Source organism: Kosakonia sp. SOY2 (assembly GCF_027109175.1).
Lineage (GTDB): Bacteria > Pseudomonadota > Gammaproteobacteria > Enterobacterales > Enterobacteriaceae > Kosakonia.
Window position 1 is genome coordinate 1,429,363 of the sequence record NZ_JAPVXH010000001.1, and the last position, 19,682, is coordinate 1,449,044.

Consider the following 19,682-nt stretch of genomic DNA (forward strand, 5'->3'; position numbering starts at 1 on the left):
CAAAAAGCAGACAACTGATTCATTTTTCTCGTTTCAACGCTTTACAGTGGCGCGTCATTTGATATGATGCGCCGCGCTTCCCGAGATGGAAGCAGGCCAGTAAGAAATAGCTTTACCCCGTGGTGGGGTTCCCGAGCGGCCAAAGGGAGCAGACTGTAAATCTGCCGTCATCGACTTCGAAGGTTCGAATCCTTCCCCCACCACCATCTACATCCTGCATCGACAATTTGATTTTCCCCTGGTGGGGTTCCCGAGCGGCCAAAGGGAGCAGACTGTAAATCTGCCGTCATCGACTTCGAAGGTTCGAATCCTTCCCCCACCACCATCCTTAAATAAACTTCCAGTTTTACCATTTACTCCGATTCCTCACATTCTCCATTCGGGGAAGGACGAGAACTTTCGACTAGGGTTCGACCCGAGCGAAGGCGAGAGAACGTTGCCACAGGCAACGGCCCGAAGGGCGAGGAGCGCAAGCGACGAGTCATCCTTCCCCCACCACCATCCTTAAATGAACTTCCAGTTTTATCATTTACTCCGATTCCTCACATTCTCCGTTCGGGGAAGGACGAGAACCTTCGATTAAGGTTCGACCCGAGCGAAGGCGAGAGAACGTTGCCGCAGGCAACGGCCCGAAGGGTGAGGAACAAAGTGACGAATAATCCTTCCCTCACCACCATCCTTAAATAAACTTCCAGTTTTACCATTTACTCTGATTCCTCACTTTCTCCGTTCGGGGAAGGACGAGAACCTTTGATTAAGGTTCGACCCGAGCGAAGGCGAGAGAACGTTGCCACACCGGGAAACCTGACGCGCGTCTGGCAGCCGGGCCTTACAGCGGCGGTAACCGCCGTTTAACCGGCGAGCTTTTCACTATCGACGTATTACACTGCGCATATTCGGCAATGCCATCCAGTAACGTATCCAGTTGCTCAATCGAGCGCACCACCAGCCGCATAACAAAACAGTCTTCCCCCGTCACTTTGTCGCATTCGATGCACTCAGGCAGCGCCTGGAGCATTTTATCCACCTTCTGCAACATGCCTGGCATTGGCCGAACACGCACCAACGCCTGCAAGCGGTAATCCAGCGCGGCCAGGTTTACGCGCGCGCCGTAGCCTTCAATTACGCCGCGCTCTTCCAGCCGTTTCACGCGCTCTGCCGTGCTGGGCGACGTCAGCCCCACTCTCGCACTTAACACCTTCAGTGACTGGCGGGCATCCTCGGCCAGAGAGGCCAGAATCGCTCTGTCGATATCGTCAATAAGGTAATCCATCATCTTCACCTAATTTTTAAAGGAATTGGCCGTCATACACCTTACAACAACCATATAAAGCTGGCCGCCGTTTTTTCACAATATGCCAACAACGTTCAGGAGATGAAAAAATGAAAACTATCCCTAATGGCACCTGGCAGATGAGCCTGGCGATGCTGATTTCCGGGTCGATTGGCGCATTTGTGCTGCTTAGCGGTCTGCCGGTGATTGATGTTGTGTTCTGGCGCTGCCTGATTGGCGCAGGCGCGCTATTTCTTTTTATCCGCTTTGGCCGCCAGCCGTTCGCGCGCCTTGCGTTCCCGGTGTTACTGCTGGCGATAGCGGGCGGTATCGCGCTGGTGATTAACTGGCTGCTGCTGTTCGCCGCTTACAGCCGCATTTCAATGGGGCTGGCAACCGTAGTCTACAACACCCAGCCTTTTATGTTAGTGCTGATGAGTATGTTGCTCGGCGAGCGCGTTACGCTTACGAAGTGGGGATGGCTGCTGCTGGCGTTTTCCGGCGTTGTCCTCTTGTTACTCAGTGAATTGCATCACCCGAACACCCAGTGGCTTCTCGGCATTGCCATGGCGCTGGGTGCTGCCTTTTTCTATGCCGTCACCGCGTTAATCGCCCGCCACCTGAAGCAACTTCCGCCACAGCATATCGCCCTGATTCAGGTATTAACCGGCACGGTGATGTTATTACCGCTGGTGCATCTGCCTGCGGCCGGCGGGACATTCCCGTGGGGTATTTTGTTAACGCTCGGCATTGTGCATACCGGCGTGATGTACCAGTTGTTGTATAGCGCGATACAAAAGCTACCCACCCCGCTGATTGGCTCGCTGTCGTTTATCTATCCGCTGGTGGCGATTGTGGTGGATAACGCGCTGTTCGGGCATACATTAAGCGCGGTGCAAATGGCGGGTGGCGTGTTAATTCTGCTGGCTGCCGCAGGCAATAACCTTGGCTGGGGCGAGCGAAAAAGCGCGCCCGCGATAATGCCAACGCGACAGTAAAAAAAGCCCCGCGTTGCGGGGCTTTTTCTGATTAGCGACGGGCGCGAACAATCTGGTATTTGCGTGTCAGGTACTCCACCGGCGCGCTCCAGATATGCACCAGGCGGGAGAACGGAAACAGCACAAACAGCGTCATGCCCAGCACCAGGTGAACGCGGTAAATAAACGCCACCCCCTCAAGATGCGAGGAAGCGCCAACATGGAAGGTCACAACCGACTGTGCCCAGCCAACCAGCTTCATCATTTCGCTGCCATCCATATGCCGGGCAGAGAACGGAATGGTCAGCAGACCCAGCGCACACTGCACCATCAACAGCGACATGATCAGGATATCCGCCGTGGTTGAGGTCGCACGAATACGCGGGTTGAATAAACGGCGTTTCAGCAACAGCAAACCACCCACCAGGCACAACACGCCGCTGGCACCACCGCCAATCATCGCCATCTTCTGTTTCACTTCAATCGGCAGGAAGGATTCATACATCCAGTGCGGTGTTAACATACCGAGGAAGTGACCGGCAAAGATCCCCAGAATACCGATATGGAACAGGTTCGACGCCAGCGTCATCCCTTTACGATCCAGCATCTGGCTGGAGCCCGCCCGCCAGCTGTACTGACCATAGTCATAGCGCAGCCAACTGCCGAGCAGAAAAACGGCGCCGGCAATATACGGATAGATGTCAAAGAAGAACATATTAAGGAAGTGCATTAGCGCTCTCCTCCTGTTGTGATATTCAGATATTGCGGCGCAACGGCGCCGGCAAAACGACGCTGATGCGCAGTGATGTCGGTATCACCGCAGCCCTGTTCGGCGAAGAATTTCACCTGCTCTTCTTCCCACACAGCATCCAGCGCCTGCGGCGTATCATCGCGGGCTTCACCGGCAATTTTTTCCGCAACCTGCGCGCTATCCACCTGCGTATTCGCCAGCGATAACAGCGCGTCGAACAGCGTTGCATAATGGCTTTCGCGCTGCGCTAAACGCGCTTTTAACAGCGCGAGGATCGGCGCGATATCCTGCAAACCACCGATAGCCTCAGACCGGGGCAGCTGTGCCAGATATTCCAGATAGAGCGGCAGATGGTCCGGCAATTCACGGCTATCCAGTTGCAGGCCGTGGCGCTCATACTGCGCCAGCAGATCGACCATCGCCTGTCCGCGATCGCGGGATTCACCGTGGACGTGTTCGAACAGCAGCAGCGAGGTTGCGCGGCCACGATCGAACAATTCGCTGTAATTCGCCTGGGCGTCCAGCAGATCCTGAGACGTCAGATCCCGCAGGAAGACGCCAACCCTCTGGGCGTCGGCTTTTGTCAGGTTTTCACCCGACGCCAGCGCATCGAAAACTTCCTGCTGATGCTGCCATAGGGCAGCATCCGGGTACTCGAGCAAACGGGAAATAACCACCAGTTCAATCATGGGTGCGGCTCCGTTTTCACTGTGACATCCACCGCGTCAATGCGACGGCTGTTGAACAGGTTGAATTTGGTATCCGAACCGTGGCAACCATCGCCGAAGCTAAAGCCGCAACCGTTTTTCTCCGGGAAGGCTTCACGCGCCAGCTCACGGTGGCTCGACGGCACCACGAAACGATCTTCATAGTTAGCAATCGCGAGGTAACGGTACATCTCCTGCGCCTGGGCGGTTGTCAGGCCAACTTCTTCCAGCGCGCGGGTATCTTCCACACCATCCACAGTTTCCGCACGTTTGAAATGGCGCATTGCCAGCATACGTTTCAGCGCCAGCAGAACCGGACCGGTGTCGCCAGCGGTCAGCAGGTTTGCCAGGTACTGCACCGGAATGCGCAGGCTTTCCACATCCGGCAGAATGCCGTTGCTGCCCAGTTCGCCCGCATCCGCAGCAGACTGGATCGGTGACAAAGGCGGCACGTACCAGACCATCGGCAACGTGCGGTATTCCGGATGCAGCGGCAGCGCCAGTTTCCAGTCCATCGCCATTTTGTAAACCGGCGATTTCTGCGCCGCGTCAATCACGCTCTGCGGCACGCCATCTTCCAGCGCCTGCGCAATCACCGCCGGGTCGTTTGGATCGAGGAACACATCCAGTTGACGCTGGTAGAGATCTTTTTCACTCTCGGTGCTGGCGGCATTTTCAATCGCGTCGGCGTCGTACAGCAGAACACCGAGGTAACGAATTCGGCCCACACAGGTTTCCGCGCAGACTGTCGGCATGCCCGCTTCAATGCGCGGATAGCAGAAAATGCACTTCTCGGATTTGCCACTCTTCCAGTTGAAGTAGATTTTTTTGTACGGGCAGCCGGTCACGCACATGCGCCAGCCGCGGCATTTATCCTGATCGATCAGCACAATGCCGTCTTCTTCACGCTTGTAGATAGCACCGCTCGGGCAGGTCGCGACACAGGCCGGGTTCAGGCAGTGTTCGCACAGGCGCGGCAGATACATCATGAAGGTGTTTTCAAACTGGCCGTACATCGCCTTCTGCATGTTCTCGAAGTTCTGATCGCGGCTCAGCTTGTCGAACTCACCGCCCAAATCATCTTCCCAGTTCGGGCCTGCGGAGATTTTGTCCATCCGCTGACCGGTTATTACCGAACGCGGGCGGGCAATCGGCTGATGTTTGCCTTCCGGCGCGTTATGCAGGCGCTGGTAGTCAAAATCAAACGGCTCGTAGTAATCATCAATTTCCGGCATGTGCGGGTTAGCGAAAATTTTACCCAGCAACATCGGACGGTTACCCATGCGCGGTTGCAGTTTGCCGTTGATTTTGCGGATCCAACCGCCCTTCCATTTTTCCTGGTTTTCCCAGTCGGTCGGGAAGCCGGTGCCCGGTTTGGTTTCCACGTTGTTGAACCACGCGTACTCCATCCCTTCCCGGCTGGTCCAGACGTTTTTACAGGTCACTGAACAGGTATGACAGCCGATGCACTTATCGAGATTCAGCACCATGCCGACTTGTGAACGAATTTTCATTTTGCGCTCTCCTGTACCTGGTCATTGCCTTCGCCATCCAACCAGTTAATGTTCTTCATCTTACGCACCACCACGAACTCATCGCGGTTGGAACCGACCGTGCCGTAGTAGTTAAAGCCATAAGCCAGCTGGGCGTAGCCGCCGATCATATGGGTCGGTTTCGGGGTAATACGGGTAACGGAGTTGTGGATACCACCGCGCTGCCCGGTAATTTCTGACCCCGGCAGGTTCACAATACGTTCCTGCGCGTGATACATCATGGTCATACCGGCCGGCACACGCTGGCTGACAACCGCACGAGCCGTCAAGGCGCCGTTGGCGTTAAAGACTTCGATCCAGTCGTTATCCTCAATGCCGATCTCTTTGGCATCTTTATCGCTCATCCACACCACCGGACCACCGCGCCCCAGCGTCAGCATCAGCAGGTTGTCGCTGTAGGTGGAGTGGATGCCCCATTTCTGGTGCGGCGTCAGGAAGTTCAGCGCTTTTTCCGGGTTACCGTTGGATTTCGTACCCATCACTTCTTTCACCGAATGGGTATCAATCGGCGGACGGTAAACCAGCAGGCTTTCGCCGAAGTCACGCATCCACTGATGATCCTGATACAACTGCTGGCGACCGGAGAGCGTGCGCCACGGAATCAGCTCATGGACGTTGGTGTAACCGGCGTTGTAGGAAACGTGCTCATCTTCAAGGCCAGACCAGGTGGGGCTGGAGATGATTTTTCGCGGCTGCGCCTGAATATCACGGAAGCGAATTTTCTCTTCCTCTTTATTCGTGGCCAGATGCGTATGGTCACGGCCGGTAAATTCACTCAGCGCCGCCCAGGCTTTCACTGCCACATGGCCGTTGGTTTCCGGTGCCAGCGTGAGGATCATCTCTGCGGCATCGATGGCGGTGTTGAGCATTGGTTGCCCTTTCGCCGGGCCGTCCGCTTTGGTGTAGTTCAGCTTACGCAGCAGATCCATTTCGCTCTGGGTATTCCAGGCGATGCCTTTACCACCGTTGCCGATTTTTTCCATCAGCGGGCCGATGGAGGTAAAGCGCTCGTAGGTTGCCGGATAGTCGCGTTCCACCGGAATAATGTGCGGCGCGGTTTTGCCCGGGATCAGGTCACATTCGCCCTTCTTCCAGTCTTTCACACCCAGCGGCTGCGCCAGTTCAGCGGCGGAGTCATGCTGAATTGGCAGCGTCACGACATCGGTCTCTTTGCCTAAATGCCCAACGCACAGCGCAGAGAAGGATTTGGCGATACATTTATAGATTTCCCAGTCGCTTTTCGATTCCCACGCCGGGTCAACAGCGGCAGAAAGCGGATGAATAAATGGATGCATATCCGAGGTATTCATGTCGTCTTTTTCGTACCAGGTAGCGGTTGGCAGCACAATATCCGAGTAGAGACAGGTGCTGGACAGGCGGAAGTCGAGAGTCACCACCAGATCCAGTTTGCCGTCGAGACCGTTGTCATGCCATTCCACCTCTTCCGGTTTCACACCGCCCTGTTTGCCGAGATCTTTGCCCTGAATACCGTGTTCAGTGCCCAGCAAGTACTTGAGCATAAACTCGTGGCCCTTACCGGAAGAACCCAGCAGGTTGGAACGCCAGATAAACAGGTTACGCGGGTGGTTTTTACCGTTTTCCGGCTGTTCCGCTGCGAAACGCAGCGAACCGTCTTTCAGCGATTTAACGGTGTAATCGACCGCGCTCATGCCCGCTTTTTCCGCTTCAGCGGCGATACGCAGCGGGTTGGTGCCCAGTTGCGGCGCGGACGGCAGCCAGCCCATACGTTCAGCGCGCACGTTAAAGTCAATCAGATGGCCGGTATAGCGGGATTTATCCGCTAACGGTGACAGGAATTCCTGCGCAGTTACTGTTTCGTAACGCCACTGGCTGGAGTGGTTATAGAAGTAGGAGGTGCTGTTCATGTGACGCGCCGGACGCTGCCAGTCGAGGGCAAATGCCAGCGGCTGCCAGCCGGTTTGCGGACGCAGTTTTTCCTGGCCAACATAGTGCGCCCAGCCGCCGCCGCTCTGTCCCACGCAACCGCAGAAGACCAGCATGTTGATGATCCCACGGTAGTTCATATCGAGGTGATACCAGTGGTTCATCCCGGCACCGATGATAACCATCGAGCGGCCATGCGTTTTATCGGCGTTATCGGCAAATTCACGGGCGATGCGGATAATTTGCGCCTGTGAAACTCCGGTGACTTTCTCAGCCCAGGCCGGTGTGTAAGCTTTGACTTCGTCATAACGGGTTGCGCAGTTTTCATCACCCAGACCGCGATCAAGGCCGTAGTTCGCCATGGTCAGGTCGTAAACCGTAGTCACCAGCGCGGTGGAACCGTCAGCTAATTGCAGGCGTTTAACCGGCAGTTTGTGCATCAGGATATTATCAAGTTCAACGCCAGCGAAATGCTCGGTGTTGTCGCCACCGAAGTACGGGAAGCCGACCTGCGCGATATCGTCGTGTTTGCCCAGCAGGCTGAGATTCAGCTCAACATCCGCACCGCTGTTGCCGTCGCGCTGCTCAAGGTTCCACTTACCTTTTTCACCCCAGCGGAAACCGATGGAGCCATTCGGCGCGGTCAGGTTACCTTCGCTATCGAGGGCAACGGTTTTCCACTCCGGATTATTTTCCTGGCCCAGCGCATCCACCAGATCGGCGGCGCGCAGCATGCGGCCTGCCGCATAGTAACCGTCGCGCTCTTCGAGCATCACCAGCATCGGCATGTCGGTATAACGGCGAACATAATCGGTGAAGTACTGGCTCGGTTTATCGAGGTGGAATTCCCGCAGCATAACGTGCCCCATCGCCAGCGCCATTGCCGCATCGGTGCCCTGCTTCGGCGCCAGCCACAAATCACACAGTTTGGCGATTTCGGCGTAGTCCGGCGTTACCGCAACGGTTTTGGTGCCTTTGTAACGTACTTCGGTAAAGAAGTGCGCGTCCGGCGTACGGGTCTGCGGAACGTTAGAGCCCCAGGCGATGATGTAGCTGGAGTTGTACCAGTCGGCGGATTCCGGCACGTCGGTCTGCTCGCCCCAGGTTTGCGGAGAGGCTGGCGGTAAGTCGCAATACCAGTCGTAGAAACTCAGGCAGGTGCCGCCCAGCAGGGAGAGATAACGCGCGCCAGAAGCGTAAGAAACCATCGACATCGCCGGGATCGGCGAGAAGCCTGCGACACGGTCCGGGCCGTACGTTTTCACGGTATAAACGTTCGAAGCAGCAATCAGTTCATTCACTTCCTGCCAGGAGGAGCGCACAAAACCGCCGCGACCACGCGCCTGTTTAAAGCTCTTCGCTTTTTCCGCATCTTCGATGATGGAAGCCCAGGCATTAACCGGATCGCTGTGCTGCGCTTTCGCTTCACGCCACAGTTTGATCAGGCGTTTACGCATCAGAGGGTATTTCAGGCGGTTCGCACTGTAGAGGTACCAGGAGTAGCTGGCGCCACGCGGGCAGCCACGCGGTTCGTGGTTCGGCATATCCGGACGGGTGCGCGGGTAGTCTGTCTGCTGGGTTTCCCAGGTGACCAGACCGTTCTTCACGAAGATCTGCCAGCTGCACGAGCCCGTGCAGTTTACGCCATGGGTAGAACGCACGATTTTGTCGTGCTGCCAGCGGTTACGGTATCCATCCTCCCAGTCCCGGTTGGTGTTTAAGAGCTGGCCGTGCCCATCGGCAAAGGTTTCGCCTTTCTGTTTGAAGTAGCGAAACCGGTCCAGGAATTTACTCATCGGGGGTTCTCCTGTTGGAGCCTGTCAGGCTCTCTTGGTAAATCGACATTGCTGCAATTGCGGCGAAGGTAACCCCCACAAAGACAAAGAGAATTGATGATGATCAAGCTGCCAAAGCTTCGTTTCTGCGCCAGAAACACGGAGTACCCACAAAGAGTTAGGGATTTTTATTTTTTAATTTATTGATAAATAATGGTTTTATATAAACTCGCAGCGGTACAAGCAGATAATTCCGCGTTCCGGGGTATTAAGGGGTAGATGAACCTGCAAAGTGATGCCCGTCACAGAGGTTTCCGCAGCACGCCGCTGAGAAAATTGCAAAGTATGTTGTAACTAATGGCGACATAAAAAAAGCGCGGCTTTCACCGCGCAAGGATAATCAACATTTACTGAGTGTTATTGTTTTTTACGCCCGTATATCGCCCAGGTGATCACCACGCAGGCGATATAGAACACAAGGAACACTTTCATCGCGCCTGCCGGTGAGCCGGTTAACGCCAGTGAAGTGCCGAATGCTTTAGGAATAAAGAAACCGCCAATTGCGCCAATTGCCGAGATAAAACCCAGCGCCGCGGCTGTCTCGGTGGCGGCTTCACGCATGGCTTCACTTTCCGTGCCACCGCTTTGTTGCACGCGTTCCATGGTTTTTTTCCGGAAAATCACCGAAATCATCTGGAATGTCGAACCACTGCCCAGCCCGGCGGTCAGGAACAGTACGAGGAAGACACAGAAGAATGCGGTGAAATTGCCCCCGGTGCCGCCGGATGGCAGCGTCAGGAACAGCAAGGCGCTGAAAATCGCCATCAGCACAAAGTTCACCAGCGTTACGCGAGTCCCGCCGAGACGGTCAGAAATCGCGCCGCCTGCGGAGCGAGCCAGCGCGCCCACCAGCGGGCCGAAGAAGGCGAAATGCAGGATCTGCACTTCCGGGAACTGAGTTTTCGACAGCATTGCAAAACCGGCAGAAAAGCCGATAAATGAGCCGAACGTTGCCAGATAGAGGAAGCTCATAATCCACAAGTGCGAACGTTTGAGCACCGGAAGTTGCGCGCTAAGCGAGGCTTTAGAGGTCGCCAGCTCATTCATACCGAACCAGGCTGCCAGGGTAAACACCGCCAGTAACGGTACCCATATCCAGGCGGCGTTTTCGAGGTACAACAACGAACCATCAGGTTGTGCGACACCGGTACCGCCAAAGGCGGCAAAAATGGAGAAAGAGACCGCCAGCGGTGCGATCAACTGCATCACGCTCACACCGAGGTTGCCAAAGCCACCGTTGATGCCGAGCGCGCCACCCTGCTTCTGTTTCGGAAAAAAGAAGCTGATGTTCGCCATGCTGGAAGCAAAGTTTGCGCCGGCGAAACCACACAGCAGCGAGATAATGATAAACGTGCTAAACGGCGTGCTCAGATCCTGCACGGCAAAACCGAGCCACACACATGGAATGATTAAGATCCCGGTACTGAAAGCTGTCCAGCGACGGCCGCCGAACACCGGCACCATGAAGGAGTACGGGACACGTAGCAGTGCGCCGGAAACGGATGGCAACGCTGTCAGCATAAAGAGCTGGTCAGTGGTAAACTGAAAACCCACTTTCGGGAGATTGACGGCGACTGCGCTAAAAAGCATCCAGACGCAGAAAGCCAGAAGAAGACAAGGCACGGAGATCCACAAGTTGCGGCTCGCAATCTTATTGCCCTGCTGTTGCCAGAATGCCGGATCTTCAGGACGCCAGTCGGTAATAACCCGCACTGACGAACTTTTTTCCGGGATGGTTGAGTGCTGCATATACACCTCTGCTGTTCGGTTTGATGCCTGCCACCTTAGTTTTTATAGCGGTAGTTAAGTTGATATAAATCAAAGGAAAAGCAGCCCATTTCGCGGGTGAAAAATCGCCATGCTCATTTATGAGTACCTTTTCCCGACAAAAAAGGTGTGGTTTTTCACGGTTCTGACCTTCCCTACTCAGATTGTTCCCACTCTTGTCGGCTCGCTGGCAATAAAGGGGTAATCCTTTAGAGGTATGGGTATACCCCAGGCGATGGCAGACAATAGCGCCATCCGCACCGCACGCGGCCGAGGAGCCTTAATCACCTATGCTAAAACGCCTTTTTTCACCGATCTCGCTGGTTAACCAACTGGCGTTGTTGATGCTGCTGTCGACCGCCATCGGCGTGACGGGCATGGCGATCTCCGGCTGGCTGGTACAAGGCGTTCAGGGCAGCGCACATGCGATCAACAAAGCCGGTTCACTGCGTATGCAAAGCTACCGTCTGTTGTCCGCCATTCCGCTGCATGAAGACGAGCAATATTTGCTCGACGAAATGGAGTACACCGCATTCAGCCCGGAGCTGGCGCAGGCGGCACAGCGCGACGGCCAGCAAGCGCAGCTCGCGGCATTGCAAAACTACTGGCGCAGCGAAGTCGTACCGGCGATAAAACAGGCACAACAACCATCGCAAGCGGCGGAAATTATTGCGATTTTCGTTGGGCGAATCGACCGGCTGGTTACCTCGTTTGACCGCAGCACCGAACACCGTATTGAACAAGTGGTGGTGATGCACCGGCTCATGGCGATAGTGATGGGTCTGTTATTGCTGTTTGCCGTGGTCTGGCTGCGGGCGCGTCTACTCCGTCCGTGGCAGCAATTACTGAGCATGGCGCGTGCGGTCAGCCAGCGTGATTTTACCCAGCGCGCACGCATCAGCGGGCGCAACGAGATGGCGACGCTTGGCGAGGCGTTAAATAACATGTCGGCCGAGCTGGGCGAGAGCTACGCGATACTGGAACGCCGGGTACAGGAGAAAACCGCCGGGCTTGAGCAAAAGAACCAGATCCTGTCGTTTTTATGGCAGGCTAACCACCGGCTGCATTCGCGTATCCCGATGTGCGAGCGCCTGTCGCCGGTGTTGAACGGTTTGCAGAATTTAACCCTGCTGCATGATATTGAGCTGCGGGTGTACGATCTGGAAGATGAAGAAAATCATCAGGATTTTACCTGCCAGTCGGATGCGAGCTGCGATGACAAAGGCTGCCATTTATGTCCGCGCAACGGTATTCTCACCGAATCCAGCGGGTTTGGCACCACGCTGAAATGGCGACTGGCGGATGCGCATATGCAGTATGGTTTGCTGCTGGCAACGCTGCCGCCGGGCCGCCATTTAAGCCATGACCAGCAGCAACTGGTCGACACGCTGGTGGAACAACTCACCGCGACGCTGGCACTCGATCGCCATCAGGACAGGCAGCAACAGTTGATGGTCATGGAAGAGCGCGCCACCATCGCCCGCGAATTACACGACTCTATCGCGCAGTCCCTCTCCTGCATGAAGATGCAGGTGAGTTGCCTGCAAATGCAGGGCGACGCGCTGCCGGAAAACAGCCAGCAGTTGCTGGGGCAGATCCGCAACGAGCTGAATACCTCATGGGCGCAGCTGCGCGAGTTGCTGACCACGTTTCGTTTACAATTAACCGAACCAGGGCTGCGCCCGGCGCTGGAGTCCAGTTGCCAGGAGTACAGCGGTCGTTTCGGTTTCCAGGTACGTCTTGATTACCAGCTCCCGCCCCGGCTGGTCCCGGCGCATCAGGCGATTCACCTGTTACAGATAGCCCGCGAGGCGTTGAGCAATGCATTAAAACACTCCGGCGCAACCGCGGTCAGCGTCGCAGTGCAACAGCAGGAAAACCGGGTAATATTGCGCATCACCGACAATGGTTGCGGCATCCCGGTCAATGCTGAAAGGACGAACCATTATGGATTGATAATTATGCGTGACCGCGCGCAAAGCCTGCGCGGCGATTGCCAGGTTCGCCCCGGAGCATCCGGTGGTACCGAGGTCGTCGTGACGTTTATTCCAGAGACGTTTCTCTCATCCATGCAAGGAGATACCCATGAGTAATCAGGATCCGGCCACCATCCTCCTGATCGACGACCATCCAATGCTGCGAACCGGCGTGAAGCAGTTAATCAGCATGGCTCCCGACATCACCGTGGTCGGCGAAGCCAGCAACGGGGAACAAGGCATTGAACTGGCGGAATCGCTGGACCCGGATTTGATTTTGCTGGATCTCAACATGCCAGGCATGAACGGGCTGGAAACGCTGGATAAGCTGCGGGAAAAAACCCTGTCGGGCCGCGTTGTTGTCTTTAGCGTCTCCAACCATGAAGAAGACGTGGTGACCGCGTTAAAACGCGGCGCAGATGGCTACCTGCTGAAAGATATGGAGCCGGAAGATCTGCTGAAAGCGCTGCAACAAGCCGCGGCGGGCGAAATGGTGCTCAGCGAAGCGCTCACCCCGGTGCTGGCCGCCAGCCTGCGCGCCAACCGCGCCACCACTGACCGGGATATCACCCAGCTTACGCCACGCGAACGCGATATTCTCAAGCTGATTGCCCAGGGGCTGCCGAACAAAATGATTGCCCGCCGCCTGGACATCACCGAAAGCACGGTTAAAGTGCACGTCAAACACATGCTGAAGAAAATGAAACTGAAATCCCGCGTTGAAGCCGCCGTTTGGGTGCATCAGGAACGTATTTTCTGACAGGTTACGGGTCTGGTAGCGTCCAGCCCGTATTACTGTTTTCCGCTGGCGGGATCACCGGCTCCGTCAGCTTCAGTTCGATAGTGTTCGATTCAACGCGCTGCCCTTTATCGTCTTCCACCAGTGCCGACAACGTCCAGCGGTTGGTGGCACCTTCTGCGCTATCCCAGCGCGGCATAATCAGTGTCCAGCCATCGCTGCTGCGCCCATTGGCTGGCGGCGTGAGGCTTAACGCCTGCGTATCGCCCTGCCAGGTTATCGAACGTACACCGTGCGTGCTGTTAATTTGCAGTTTCAGCGCCACCGTCTCACCCGGCTGTAAATCCCACGGCGGCGTGGCGAGAAATACCGATAACGTTTTACGCTGGCGATATTCGAAAACCGGGGCATTGTTGCGCGTCGGGCTGTCATAGCGGCTACCCCGTAGCGAACGGCTCTCTGCCACCTCGCTGGCAGAGAGCTGCTTCCACAGGGGTACACCAAAGCGATAATTCACTTTCAGCCCTAAATCGTTCTGACTAACCCCACTCTCCCCCTGGCGGTGTTCGGCGGTCAGCGTCACCAGCGGGACCGGCGTGTAATTCACCCCCAGCTTCACCGCCACCGGGTTGTGATAGCCGGTACCGGTGTCAAACAGATCAACGCTGTTGCCGAAATATTGCTCGACGCTGACGCTGGTATTGAGTTGCTGATAAAACGGCAATCGCGCCTGCGCCGTAACATCGTAGCCCCGCGCCATACGCTGTTGCAGCGTGGCGGTCTGGTACTCCCAGCTGTTTACCGGCTGGTAGTAGTTTGCTGAAAAGCGTAAGTACTCGCCCCAGGCCTCAGCGCCCAGCCCGGCGCGACCAAGATTGTCATCAAGCAGATTATCGTAAAAGGTGTTGTAGCCGAGCAGCCAGTCGCCAGCGATCCAGCGCTGACCGACGCCAACATTTCCCACCAGCCCGGCATCCTGCTGCGTCAGTCCAAGCTGGCTCCAGCTGAGATAGCGATTATTATCCTGCAATGGCACAAACCAGTCGCCGTGGCTGCCGGTGAACCCGCCTTCATTATCCACTTTGAAATCCACGCTGGCGCTGCCCCACGGCGAAAGCCAGGACTCCACTTGCTGATTCACTTCATCACTGACGACATCGCGCAGTTGTCCGAAAGCAAACTGCCGCGCCTGCTCGCCGGTGGTCAGGCCGTTATCATTCATACTGGCTTCGCCGAACGCTTTCGCCATCTCGGCGAAATGCTTTTCCTGCGCACCATTTTCCGCAGCCATGCCAAGGTCCGGCAAACCATCGCCGTCATTATCAAAGGGGTTTTCTGCTTGCTGTACGAAGCTATTCTGCCGGGCACTGGCGACGCCGCTTATCAGTGACAGCATCAGAAGTGTAAGGAGAGGATAATTCATACCGGTAAGTTTAACGGTTTTGCCAGGGCTTTACAGCCGCAGACAAAATACCAGGAAAAACCTTATCCCTGCGCTTCGCTGCAGCTACAGTTAATGCACCCCTTACCGGAGAGCTGACATGAACACTAAGCATAAAATTTTGTGTAGTGCGATCCTGTTTTATGCCTCGCAGGCCGGCGCCAGCGAGCTGTTTACCCTGCAATCTTCCGCATTTGCCGATAACGCCTTAATGGAGAAAAAATTCGCTGGTAACGCCAGCAATAATCCGAACTGTACCGGCGAAAATTATTCGCCGTCGCTGGTGTGGAACAACCCGCCTGCCAATACGCAGAGTTACGCGCTGGTGGTGCACGATCCTGAAGGCGCGACCGGGCTGGGCGTAACGCACCTTGTGGCTTATAACATCGCCCCGTCCAGCACGGGCTTTGCGCAAAACGATCTGCGTGATGGCAAAGGCTATACGGGCGGCAAGAACACACCGGGGAATCTGCGCTGGCATGGCCCGTGCCCGCCTCTGGGCAGCGGCGCGCATCATTACACCTTTACCCTGATCGCCACGTCGCTTAAACCAACGCTGCCCGAAGGGCTGACGCGTGAAGAGTTATTCGCAAAACTGAAAGGTCACACGCTTGCCGCCACCGGGCTTATCGGTCGCTTTGGTCAGTAATTGTTGTGACTGCCTTTCGCCTGTCGCTGCGGCGCAGTAGCATAAACGCCACGAACCCTGTTTATCGAAGGAGTGAAGATGCAAAAGATCGTGATTATCGCCAATGGCGCGGCGTACGGCAGTGAGTCGCTGTTCAATAGCTTACGGCTGGCCATCGCGCTGCGTGAGCAGAGTAGCGACACTGAACTGCGGCTGTTTTTGATGTCCGACGCAGTAACCGCCGGGTTGCGCGGACAAAAACCCGCTGAGGGCTACAACATTCAGCAGATGCTGGAAATTCTGACGGCGCAAAATATACCGGTGAAACTGTGTAAAACCTGCACCGACGGGCGCGGCATTACCGCGTTGCCGCTGATTGACGGTGTGGAGATCGGCACGCTGGTGGAGCTGGCGCAGTGGACGCTGGCGGCCGACAAAGTATTAACGTTTTAATATTGCGGCGAGTTTAATATTTTTTTCTTATGGGTGGCGTTACGTCATCAAGTTTGCCTGCTGTGTTGCCGATAGCCCTTTAAGACAACACAGCAGGTACTATAACTATGTTCAGATCGATTAAGTCCCGTATTATTGCAGCAACGGCGGGGTGTCTCGCCGGCGCTTTGCTGCTTAACACCATCATTAACTATCAGGTAACCAGCCAGCACAGCCAACAAACCCAGCAGGATATTCTCTCCAGCACCAGCGCCAGTCACAGTATTGCGATTGCCGACTGGGTCGCCAGCAAAATGAACATGATTGCCTCTTTGCAAAGCGTGGCGTTAACCGACGATCCCGTGCCGGTTTTCACGCAGATCGCACGCGCCGGTGGGTTTATCAACGTTTATGTCGGTTACGCCACGAAAACGGCGAAATTCTCCGATCCGGGCGGCGTCCCGGCGGATTACGACCCGACAATCCGTCCGTGGTATCAGCAAGTGGTAAAAGCCGACGCGCCTGTCGTCACTGCGCCTTATGTTGACGCCAGCACCGGTGCGCTGGTGGTAACGTTCGCCGTCCCGGTCAAAGAGAACGGTACGTTAAAAGCCGTGGTCGCAGGCGACGTCTCGATGGATAGCGTGGTGGCTAACGTGCGCGGTATCAGCCCAACACCGAACAGCACCGGCATGTTGCTGGCAAGCGATGGTTCGGTGATTGCCGCCGCCAACGACAAACTGACCATGAAGCCCTTCAGCGAAGCGATTGGCGGGGTCAGCTTCGAACAGTTACGGGCTGGAAAACGGGTGGAAGGTGTGTATGCCGGCGAAGATAAAGCACTGCTGGCAAGCCCGGTCAAAGGCACCAACTGGCTGCTGGCGGTGGCGCTTGACAGCGCTGATTCTACCGCCGGGTTGCGCGCGCAACTGAAAGCCTCTGCGCTGTCGCTGATTGTGCTGGTGCTGATTGCCGGTACATTGATGCACTGGATTGTCGCCACCCTGCTCAAACGCCTCTTGACGGTGCGCGATGCCATGAACGCGATCAGCAGCGGCACCAACGATCTCTCCCAGCGCTTACCGGTGGATGGTCATGACGAGGTGTCACAAATAGCGCATGCCTTTAACGCCTTCAGCGACAAACTTTCAGTGGTAATGATTAAACTGCGCGATTCCAGCAATTCGGTACAAGTGGCCGCGCAACAGATTGCCGCTGGCAACCAGGATCTCTCCGGGCGAACCGAACAAGCGGCCTCCAGCCTGCGCGAAACGGCCAGTGCGGTCGAGCAAATCACAGCATCGGTGGCGCAGTCTACCGACGCCGCAGCACAGGCCAACGATCAGGCGCATGTGGCTTCGCAAGCGGCGTCGCGCGGCGGTCAGGTAGTAACGCAAGCGATCAATACGATGCAGTCGATTGAAGTGGCTTCGGCAAAAATCGGCGATATCACCAGCGTGATTGACGGCATTGCTTTCCAGACCAATATCCTGGCGCTCAACGCCTCGGTTGAAGCTGCCCGTGCGGGTGAACAGGGTCGCGGTTTCGCGGTGGTCGCCGGTGAGGTGCGTAATCTGGCAAGCCGCAGTGCACAAGCGGCGAAAGAGATCAAAACGCTGATCGACTCCACCACCGAAAGCGTGGCGACCGGTTCACGCTTTGTCCGCCTCGCGGGCGACAGCATGACGGATATTGTCGCCAGCATCGACAGTGTGTCGGTGATCATGCGTGAAATCTCCGTCGCCACCAGCGAGCAGATGAAAGGCATTCAGGAAATTAACCATGCGGTGCTAGATCTTGACCGTATGGTGCAGCAAAACGCGGAACTGGTGGTTGAATCGACCGCCGCCGCAGGCGCGCTGCGCTCGCAGGCGACGGAGCTTGCTGAAACTGCCGGTCATTTCCGCATTTAATTTTTTATCGGCGCGTTTTAACCACGGTTTTACGCGCCGTCTTCTTCCCCTGCCGAATAATGTAATTTTTGTTTAATCGTTACGTCATTATTTGATCAAAATCAGCATTCGAACCCCCTCCGTTTGGTGTTATGCACTGAGTGAATTGTGAACAAAGTCACGCACGGGGATCTTTCCCGCACGGATCGCGTTGTTAAAAAACTACGGGGTTAAAAATGGCGGTGGTAAAAGCAAGTCTGAAGTTGTTTGGTGGGGATACAGTAGTTGTTCGTTGTTCCGAAAGTTGTCACATTCATTTGATGAGCGAGAAGAGCCGAACGCCGAACGCTCAAACGGATATTCTGAGTGTGCAGAATCGCGCAAGCGCCTATCTGGCTGTGCCATACAGCGGCGTCTGGAGTGTGCTGATCGACAGCCACAGCCAGTCGCTGGAGCACTCGATCAGCTACGTCGCCGCTTAACGGTTGCGGTTAGCAGGCAAAACCAGGCTGCATCTCCGGGCCTGGTTTTTCTCCCTCCAGCAGCAAACGCACTTTCCCTACCAGATCGTTCAGGCAATCATCCTGCATACCGAGCTTCATCAGCTCCTGTTCCAGTGAAAAAAGATACTGCGCATTCGTACCGAGCGGGCCGCTGGCGGCGGCAATCAACGGGGCGATGGTCTGCGCACGCGTATCGGATTCATACAGCGGGTGGCGCGGATCCATAATAAACACCAGCGCATTTACCGTGCGGCCATCATCAAGCGCCAGTTTGCACCAGCTTGGCATGTAACAGCCGGTGATCATTTCGCGTTTCCACAGCAGCGTCAGCTCATCAAGCAAGGTGTCGTCGGATAAACGGTACGCCACGCCCGTGGTACGCCCGCCCTCTTTAAGCGCCAGCATGCGACCAGGCTGGCAGGCGGTGCCGCGACCAGCGGTTAAGCGCAGACAAAACGCGCGGTGCCACCCTGTCAGCGTACCGGTGCAGGATTCGTCAAACTCCAGCGCCGGGTTCCACATCAGCGAACCATAACCAAAAATCCACACCGGGCCATCGTCCGGCCGACATGCCAGCGTCGCCGCAAGCGATGCCGCGCGCTGTTCCGCCGACCAAAGTAACGATTCGTCAATATCGCCGAATGCCGTTTTGCAATCTGCTGTTCGCAAAAAATCACGCGTTAACATCTTTTACCTCCGCCACTGCCTGCTTCCGTGCGACTGCTCAACTGCTGCCTTCCCGGCATATGCTGCTTTAAGCGCAGCTTACTACGACCTTATGCAATTCACAGGCCGCTGGCAATAGCGTCAATCCATCGAATAGAGCTATAAATGGCGAAAAGTAATTATTTCAGTGCGTTACTTCTTTTTATGCCATTTGTCATCGTCACCTTTCTGGTAATCGTTTTTTACTGCCGCCCAGGCAACGCGGTGCGCCGTCTCCTCGCGGCTGGCATCCTCTTTGCGATCGTCTTTGTCCTTATATTGCTCCCAGGCGCTGTTAAACGCCTCTTTATAAATTTCCTGCGCATGCGCCGGCAGGACATGTTGCACGCTCTCTGGCAGATCGGACTTCGCTTTATACGGCATTTCACGCTCCTTTTGGCTTAAAGAAGTAAGCCTGGACGACAAATAGCGGGCACGCCAGAAAAAGTAACAGATTGCCAGATTGTCACACTTATCTCACTGTAAGATAAATAGAAATTAAATGAGAGCGTGCATTTTATTTAGTTGATAACAAAACGAAGCGCTGAGGGTAAAACTACGTAAAAAAGCCCAGCAAAACAGTGATTTTTGTTATTTT

Annotated in this window: 16 protein-coding genes, 2 tRNA genes and 2 other RNA genes; 11 read left to right on the forward strand and 9 right to left on the reverse strand. The window is 55.6% G+C overall.

What is annotated here, in order from left to right:
- The first annotated feature begins 121 nt into the window (after positions 1-121).
- From O3S68_RS06725 to O3S68_RS06740, 4 genes are all read left to right on the forward strand, one after another.
- Positions 122-206: transfer RNA gene (locus O3S68_RS06725), tRNA-Tyr, on the forward strand.
- Positions 207-240: 34 nt separating this feature from the next.
- A tRNA-Tyr gene (locus O3S68_RS06730) sits at positions 241-325 on the forward strand.
- 43 nt (positions 326-368) lie between these two features.
- Positions 369-501, forward strand: a non-coding RNA gene (locus O3S68_RS06735) — RtT sRNA.
- A gap of 43 nt (positions 502-544) precedes the next feature.
- Positions 545-676, forward strand: a non-coding RNA gene (locus O3S68_RS06740) — RtT sRNA.
- Between the two features lie 153 nt (positions 677-829).
- On the opposite strand, the gene O3S68_RS06745 is transcribed toward O3S68_RS06740, so the two are convergent.
- A complete protein-coding gene (locus O3S68_RS06745) occupies positions 830-1,273 on the reverse strand; it encodes an Lrp/AsnC family transcriptional regulator (RefSeq protein WP_044489636.1) in 444 nt (147 codons plus the stop codon).
- A gap of 110 nt (positions 1,274-1,383) precedes the next feature.
- Here O3S68_RS06745 and O3S68_RS06750 point away from each other — a divergent pair, with 110 nt between their 5' ends.
- Positions 1,384-2,271 (forward strand): DMT family transporter, encoded by an 888-nt coding sequence (locus O3S68_RS06750; RefSeq protein WP_097405950.1) that lies wholly within the window; start codon positions 1,384-1,386, stop codon positions 2,269-2,271.
- A gap of 31 nt (positions 2,272-2,302) precedes the next feature.
- Here the strand turns inward: O3S68_RS06750 and narI are convergent, their stop codons facing one another.
- The 5 genes from narI to O3S68_RS06775 all read right to left on the reverse strand — a co-directional run bounded on the left by narI (position 2,303) and on the right by O3S68_RS06775 (position 10,750).
- A complete protein-coding gene (gene narI, locus O3S68_RS06755; protein ID WP_045513497.1) occupies positions 2,303-2,980 on the reverse strand; it encodes a respiratory nitrate reductase subunit gamma in 678 nt (225 codons plus the stop codon).
- Positions 2,980-3,690 (reverse strand): nitrate reductase molybdenum cofactor assembly chaperone, encoded by a 711-nt coding sequence (gene narJ, locus O3S68_RS06760; RefSeq protein WP_269231094.1) that lies wholly within the window; start codon positions 3,688-3,690, stop codon positions 2,980-2,982. Before narJ ends, narI begins: the two co-directional genes overlap by 1 nt.
- Entirely contained in the window at positions 3,687-5,222 is a 1,536-nt protein-coding gene (gene narH / locus O3S68_RS06765; RefSeq protein ID WP_097405888.1) for a nitrate reductase subunit beta, read from the reverse strand. The genes narJ and narH overlap by 4 nt, the downstream gene beginning before the upstream one ends.
- Positions 5,219-8,962, reverse strand: coding sequence for a nitrate reductase subunit alpha (locus tag O3S68_RS06770; RefSeq protein ID WP_269231095.1), 3,744 nt, complete (start codon positions 8,960-8,962; stop codon positions 5,219-5,221). The genes narH and O3S68_RS06770 overlap by 4 nt, the downstream gene beginning before the upstream one ends.
- Before the next feature lie 396 nt (positions 8,963-9,358).
- Positions 9,359-10,750, reverse strand: coding sequence for a NarK family nitrate/nitrite MFS transporter (locus O3S68_RS06775; RefSeq protein WP_269231096.1), 1,392 nt, complete (start codon positions 10,748-10,750; stop codon positions 9,359-9,361).
- A gap of 308 nt (positions 10,751-11,058) precedes the next feature.
- Here O3S68_RS06775 and narX point away from each other — a divergent pair, with 308 nt between their 5' ends.
- Positions 11,059-12,861, forward strand: a complete 1,803-nt coding sequence (gene narX, locus O3S68_RS06780; RefSeq protein WP_016495821.1) for a nitrate/nitrite two-component system sensor histidine kinase NarX — start codon at positions 11,059-11,061, stop codon at positions 12,859-12,861.
- Complete coding sequence (gene narL / locus O3S68_RS06785; protein WP_016495820.1) at positions 12,854-13,504, forward strand: two-component system response regulator NarL; 651 nt, start codon at positions 12,854-12,856, stop codon at positions 13,502-13,504. The genes narX and narL overlap by 8 nt, the downstream gene beginning before the upstream one ends.
- 4 nt (positions 13,505-13,508) lie before the next feature.
- Here narL and O3S68_RS06790 read toward each other — a convergent pair whose 3' ends face one another.
- Positions 13,509-14,879 carry a YchO/YchP family invasin gene (locus O3S68_RS06790; protein WP_016495819.1) on the reverse strand — a complete coding sequence of 457 codons (1,371 nt, stop codon included), beginning with the start codon at positions 14,877-14,879 and terminating at the stop codon, positions 13,509-13,511.
- Between the two features lie 145 nt (positions 14,880-15,024).
- Here O3S68_RS06790 and O3S68_RS06795 point away from each other — a divergent pair, with 145 nt between their 5' ends.
- The 4 genes from O3S68_RS06795 (at position 15,025) to O3S68_RS06810 (ending at position 18,358) form a co-directional block, all read left to right on the forward strand.
- Positions 15,025-15,573: a YbhB/YbcL family Raf kinase inhibitor-like protein gene (locus O3S68_RS06795; RefSeq protein ID WP_269231097.1), complete on the forward strand. Its 549-nt coding sequence runs from the start codon at positions 15,025-15,027 to the stop codon at positions 15,571-15,573.
- A 78-nt stretch (positions 15,574-15,651) separates the two neighbouring features.
- A complete protein-coding gene (locus O3S68_RS06800) occupies positions 15,652-16,005 on the forward strand; it encodes a DsrE/DsrF/TusD sulfur relay family protein (protein ID WP_269231098.1) in 354 nt (117 codons plus the stop codon).
- Positions 16,006-16,112: 107 nt separating this feature from the next.
- Positions 16,113-17,897, forward strand: coding sequence for a methyl-accepting chemotaxis protein (locus O3S68_RS06805; RefSeq protein ID WP_045513506.1), 1,785 nt, complete (start codon positions 16,113-16,115; stop codon positions 17,895-17,897).
- 215 nt (positions 17,898-18,112) lie between these two features.
- On the forward strand, positions 18,113-18,358 hold the full coding sequence (locus O3S68_RS06810) for a DUF1883 domain-containing protein (protein WP_016495815.1): 246 nt from the start codon (positions 18,113-18,115) through the stop codon (positions 18,356-18,358).
- Positions 18,359-18,367: 9 nt separating this feature from the next.
- Here the strand turns inward: O3S68_RS06810 and O3S68_RS06815 are convergent, their stop codons facing one another.
- Positions 18,368-19,066, reverse strand: a complete 699-nt coding sequence (locus O3S68_RS06815) for a gamma-glutamylcyclotransferase (protein ID WP_269231099.1) — start codon at positions 19,064-19,066, stop codon at positions 18,368-18,370.
- A 171-nt stretch (positions 19,067-19,237) separates the two neighbouring features.
- Positions 19,238-19,468 carry a putative cation transport regulator ChaB gene (chaB, locus tag O3S68_RS06820; protein ID WP_269231100.1) on the reverse strand — a complete coding sequence of 77 codons (231 nt, stop codon included), beginning with the start codon at positions 19,466-19,468 and terminating at the stop codon, positions 19,238-19,240.
- Positions 19,469-19,682 lie beyond the last annotated feature (214 nt).

What these genes read in the sequence shown, in the direction of transcription:
- O3S68_RS06810 (WP_016495815.1), top strand. Translation starts at nt 18,113, where the DNA reads ATGGCGGTGGTAAAAGCAAGTCTGAAGTTGTTTGGTGGGGATACAGTA.
- chaB (WP_269231100.1), bottom strand. Translation starts at nt 19,468, where the DNA reads ATGCCGTATAAAGCGAAGTCCGATCTGCCAGAGAGCGTGCAACATGTC.
- O3S68_RS06790 (WP_016495819.1), bottom strand. Translation starts at nt 14,879, where the DNA reads ATGCTGTCACTGATAAGCGGCGTCGCCAGTGCCCGGCAGAATAGCTTC.
- O3S68_RS06750 (WP_097405950.1), top strand. Translation starts at nt 1,384, where the DNA reads ATGAAAACTATCCCTAATGGCACCTGGCAGATGAGCCTGGCGATGCTG.
- O3S68_RS06815 (WP_269231099.1), bottom strand. Translation starts at nt 19,066, where the DNA reads ATGTTAACGCGTGATTTTTTGCGAACAGCAGATTGCAAAACGGCATTC.
- narJ (WP_269231094.1), bottom strand. Translation starts at nt 3,690, where the DNA reads ATGATTGAACTGGTGGTTATTTCCCGTTTGCTCGAGTACCCGGATGCT.
- narI (WP_045513497.1), bottom strand. Translation starts at nt 2,980, where the DNA reads ATGCACTTCCTTAATATGTTCTTCTTTGACATCTATCCGTATATTGCC.
- O3S68_RS06775 (WP_269231096.1), bottom strand. Translation starts at nt 10,750, where the DNA reads ATGCAGCACTCAACCATCCCGGAAAAAAGTTCGTCAGTGCGGGTTATT.
- O3S68_RS06770 (WP_269231095.1), bottom strand. Translation starts at nt 8,962, where the DNA reads ATGAGTAAATTCCTGGACCGGTTTCGCTACTTCAAACAGAAAGGCGAA.
- narL (WP_016495820.1), top strand. Translation starts at nt 12,854, where the DNA reads ATGAGTAATCAGGATCCGGCCACCATCCTCCTGATCGACGACCATCCA.
- O3S68_RS06745 (WP_044489636.1), bottom strand. Translation starts at nt 1,273, where the DNA reads ATGGATTACCTTATTGACGATATCGACAGAGCGATTCTGGCCTCTCTG.
- narX (WP_016495821.1), top strand. Translation starts at nt 11,059, where the DNA reads ATGCTAAAACGCCTTTTTTCACCGATCTCGCTGGTTAACCAACTGGCG.
- O3S68_RS06795 (WP_269231097.1), top strand. Translation starts at nt 15,025, where the DNA reads ATGAACACTAAGCATAAAATTTTGTGTAGTGCGATCCTGTTTTATGCC.
- O3S68_RS06800 (WP_269231098.1), top strand. Translation starts at nt 15,652, where the DNA reads ATGCAAAAGATCGTGATTATCGCCAATGGCGCGGCGTACGGCAGTGAG.
- O3S68_RS06805 (WP_045513506.1), top strand. Translation starts at nt 16,113, where the DNA reads ATGTTCAGATCGATTAAGTCCCGTATTATTGCAGCAACGGCGGGGTGT.
- narH (WP_097405888.1), bottom strand. Translation starts at nt 5,222, where the DNA reads ATGAAAATTCGTTCACAAGTCGGCATGGTGCTGAATCTCGATAAGTGC.